Origin of the sequence: Pelagibacterium montanilacus (genome assembly GCF_003992665.1) — a bacterium.
Classification (GTDB): Bacteria; Pseudomonadota; Alphaproteobacteria; order Rhizobiales; family Devosiaceae; genus Pelagibacterium; species Pelagibacterium montanilacus.
The window spans coordinates 1-3,668 of record NZ_RZMX01000049.1; the positions used below are offsets into that span (position 1 = coordinate 1).

The following is a 3,668-nucleotide window of genomic DNA, read 5'->3' on the forward strand; positions in this document are numbered from 1 at the left end:
CCGACCGTGACCCTGACGCAGATGTGGTCATAGTCGAAGGTATTGGCGCTGGAGATCACGTTGGACGTGATGGTCTCGCTCGCCCCTGAACTCACCATTCCAAATGAGGCGGAGGCCGAGAGGGCAAATGCGATCGCCTCAGGGGCCTCAATCTCGCCGACGATCCCCACGGCCTCGACCGCAACGGCTCTGTTGGTGGCGCTGAAATTGGTTGCCGATGCCGAGAGCCGAATGTGCTGGAGAGCGGGCATGAATGGCTCGTAGGGGACGATGGCGATGTTGTTGACCGTCAATCCACCAAAGCCGAGCGAGACCTGAAAGATGTCCTCGGCCCGATCTGCACAATACCAATCGCCCGCAATAGGGGTGACGGGGCTGTCCTCGTCGGTATCCTGAGCGAAAAGCGGCGTCGAGAGAGAGGCAAGCACCAACGCCAGAGCTGCACGGGCCATGCCTTTGCGTTCTGACGGACGGCTCCAGCGGTGTGATGGTGTGGTCGGATTGGTCATGTTGTAGTTCCTCCTTGGGCTGAGATGTATCGGTCGATGAGGGGGCCCTTGAGCCGGGTGAACTCGGACTCGCTCAACAGGCCTTCGGTGCGGAGCTGCTTGAGCCGGGCGATCTGGGCCAGGGGATCGGGCTCTGACGGGCGTTCGGGGGACGGCGCGGGACCATCCCCGGCCAAGGGCGCAGCAGCCGCCGGATTGACGCCATTGATGCCCTCTATGCGCAGGCGCTTGACGTCATTGGCAAAGATATTGAGCCCGCTCTCCCCGCCATTGGTGCCGTCCGGGTCCCTGGTTCTGTGCACCGCGCCCATCGCCCAGACCATCGCGATCAGCCACCCCAGGACGGTGGCCCCGAACGCGAAGTTGATGATCAGGATGATCCAGCGGTTGGGATGGCCCCGGTAAAAGGCCACGACGGTCGGAATGACGTAGATGATGAACAGGGCGCCGTAGAGCAGGCCGAAAATGAGCAGAAGGTCATTGGTCGACTGCGCCATTGCCGGAGCGACCGGCAACAGCACAAATGCAAGCGCGAGCGGGAGGGTATGAGCGCTGAGGGGGCGCATAATCGTCTCCCCTTTATCAGCGGGTCTTGGCCAGAAGATCGGCCTTCATGGAGGCGTATTCGCTCTCCTCGATCGCTCCGGTGCGCCGCAGCTCTGCAAGCCGCTCGAGCCTTGCAATGGTCTCGTCGGAGATCGGGCTGGAGGATTGCGGCTCTGGTGCTGTTGGAGATTGAGGGTTGGTCGGAGCTTGCGGTGCCTTGGCTGCATCCGCGGCATTCATTGGAGCCGTGCCAGTGCCGGCCAGTTCATCAGCCCCTGCCCCCTCGGTTTGCCCGGCGATAGGCTGTTGGGTGGTCACAGGGCCGGACTGAGCCGCAGAAGCCCCTTGGGGCGCATGATTGGCTGCCGGTCGCATGGTCTGGCCTGGGTCTGCGCCCCCGAGCGGATGGGGCCCGAACCGGTTCGCCCCGGAGGTCGAAGGGGTAACGGCAAAGACCAGCAGCACGATCAATCCGACCAGCGGTACGAGCATGATCAGAGCCCACCAACCCGTACGATCGATATCGTGCAGCCGGCGCACCAACACCGAAAGTGACGGGATCAAGTGGGCGAGCACAACAACGCCCCCGATTACCCCATTGCCCTCCGCATCCAAGGTGCCGATCATCGCGTCAAGAAGCAGCCCTGCGCAGAGCAGCAATAAATAAAACAGGGTGAACAGCCAGAACTGGCTCCGGGTCGACCTGCCGCGGAAGTCGACATAGCGGCGCATGCCATCGAGATAGGCGTTCATTGGGCAACACCCCCGACCGGCGCCGCAGCGGCGTTCTTCTTCTTGGCCAGCTCGCGATAGCCCAACCAGCTCATCACCGAGAGCACCAGGGCGATACCGCCCCATATCCACATGTCCGAGAACACCGTGGTCGCGGCCGTCAGGAGCCCGATCAAAGCCGCGAGCCCGAACATGACCATCGCGACGCGGGGCAATCCCATGGCGAACGCCGCGCCCAGGACGAACAGGAAGGCCAGGATGATCCCCGCCGCTCCTCCTGCAGCGGTATCGGTATCGGACGTGATGTTGCCGCCGACCATAACGGCGCATGACTGGAGCCCGACGATCATGGTCAGGCATAGCGAAATGACGAGCACTGCTATTCTCATGGTAGTCCCCCAAGTGAGTTGGAATCTCTTTTCGTGAAACACGACATAACCGTATTTATGTCGAAGATATTCGATGGTTTTGCCGTCAGCAAGCTGGTCGCGTCAATCAAATGGACGCGCGCACTCGCATTGCATCGAATCTTCGAAGGTTGCGTACCGGCCGCAGGGTCTCTCAGGAGCACCTCGCGGTCGATGCAAGCGTTGATCGCACCTACATCAGCGGCATCGAGAATGGGTCGTTTAACCCGTCCATCGACATTCTTGAGCGATTGGCGAAGGCCCTGTCGGTGGACATCGCCGAGTTCTTCGAGCCGTTGAGCACCCCGGTGAAGGCCAAGGGCCTAACACCGGGTAGAAAAAAGAGCAGCGATTGATCACCCCGCGGCCTTCTGCCCCTCCGGGAATTTCAGGGCGAGATCGGCCCGGCGCTTGGTGAAGGCGTCATCCTCGGGATAGTCGCGCCATTTGAGGACGAACTTGCCATCTGCCGCTGCCTCGACGACCAGCGCCTCGAACCACGCCTCGTCATCTGGCGAATAGGCCAGAACCGTGTGCCCGACACTGATGCGGGCCCAGTCCGGCGGAAAGCTTTCCTTGGGCTTGGCGGCAGCATCACCCTTGCCGGACTCCTTGGCCTTGTCCTGCCTGGGTGCGCCTGCATCGCCCGACGCGAACAGATCGCCGCCCTTGGGCGCAGGGGCATTGCCAGCATGAGGCAGAAGGGCTTCGTACACCTTGGGCTGGATGAGCGGGGCAAAAGCCTTCCCGCTCGAGAAGATGCGTCCCTTGGGCAGCTTGAGGGCGAGTTCGGTGAGCTTGCCGGATTTAACGGGAACGATCTTCATCCCGGTCAGCGCTGCAGCCTTCCTGGCCGAGGCGCGATCGGTCTTGGCGAACCAGGAGCCGCGAGGCTTTTCGTTGTCCGATTGTCCGATCAGCACGATGGCGGGGAGGTCGGTGACCTCACCGGGGAGTTTCTGAGCAGGTACGGCCATTGTCGTGTCCTTTTCTAACAAAAGAGCCCCCACATGGGGGGCTCGGATCAGGGTTCACATCGGTGACGGCGATAGCGGCACGAACCGCCATGCACAGCACCGTGCAGCGCCAGCATAGCCCAAAAAGACAATTATGTCAATGTTTTAGCCGAAACCCTCCCCGAACACCCCCATCGCATCCCTCAATATTCCGACGCGAGCATCAGGGTCAGAACCCGTTCGGTCACCTCTGGATTGGTGGGGTCGGGAGAGCCGTACTCGAGCTGCTTGTCGAGGTAATCGATCTTCCAGAACAGGGTATGCCCTTCGACCACGATCGACCCGAAATCGTGCTCTCCATAGGGATCATTGTCGGGGGTGAAACCGTCGAAGGCCTGTATGGATCGGACGGCCTTGGTGGCGATCGGCGCGCCCAGTGCGAGAACGCCGGTGGTGAGTATCCATCGCCCACCGAAGAAACTGGTTCTCAGGGCGTCGTTAAGATCGCGCACTTGGCG

The 3,668-nt window shown here is 61.5% G+C and carries 7 protein-coding genes; 1 reads left to right on the forward strand and 6 read right to left on the reverse strand.

The annotated features are described in order from the left end of the window. From EO136_RS13545 to EO136_RS13560, 4 genes are all read right to left on the reverse strand, one after another. A partial coding sequence (locus EO136_RS13545; protein ID WP_164730543.1) for a hypothetical protein occupies positions 1-509 on the reverse strand: 509 nt, incomplete at its 3' end. Further along, positions 506-1,075 carry a superinfection immunity protein gene (locus tag EO136_RS13550; protein ID WP_127144282.1) on the reverse strand — a complete coding sequence of 190 codons (570 nt, stop codon included), beginning with the start codon at positions 1,073-1,075 and terminating at the stop codon, positions 506-508. The genes EO136_RS13545 and EO136_RS13550, both read right to left, overlap by 4 nt. A gap of 16 nt (positions 1,076-1,091) precedes the next feature. Continuing rightward, positions 1,092-1,808 carry a DUF805 domain-containing protein gene (locus EO136_RS13555; protein ID WP_127144283.1) on the reverse strand — a complete coding sequence of 239 codons (717 nt, stop codon included), beginning with the start codon at positions 1,806-1,808 and terminating at the stop codon, positions 1,092-1,094. After that, positions 1,805-2,176, reverse strand: a complete 372-nt coding sequence (locus EO136_RS13560) for a hypothetical protein (protein WP_127144470.1) — start codon at positions 2,174-2,176, stop codon at positions 1,805-1,807. Before EO136_RS13560 ends, EO136_RS13555 begins: the two co-directional genes overlap by 4 nt. Positions 2,177-2,286: 110 nt before the next feature. On the opposite strand from EO136_RS13560, the gene EO136_RS13565 reads away from it, so the two are divergent. Further along, positions 2,287-2,550 carry a helix-turn-helix domain-containing protein gene (locus tag EO136_RS13565; RefSeq protein WP_127144943.1) on the forward strand — a complete coding sequence of 88 codons (264 nt, stop codon included), beginning with the start codon at positions 2,287-2,289 and terminating at the stop codon, positions 2,548-2,550. On the opposite strand, the gene EO136_RS13570 is transcribed toward EO136_RS13565, so the two are convergent. Together EO136_RS13570 and EO136_RS13575 are read right to left on the reverse strand one after the other, a co-directional pair. Further along, on the reverse strand, positions 2,551-3,171 hold the full coding sequence (locus EO136_RS13570) for a hypothetical protein (protein WP_127144944.1): 621 nt from the start codon (positions 3,169-3,171) through the stop codon (positions 2,551-2,553). It lies immediately after the preceding gene. Between the two features lie 182 nt (positions 3,172-3,353). Continuing rightward, positions 3,354-3,668, reverse strand: a 315-nt coding sequence (locus EO136_RS13575; protein ID WP_127144467.1) for a DUF3768 domain-containing protein, incomplete at its 5' end; no start/stop codon positions are given.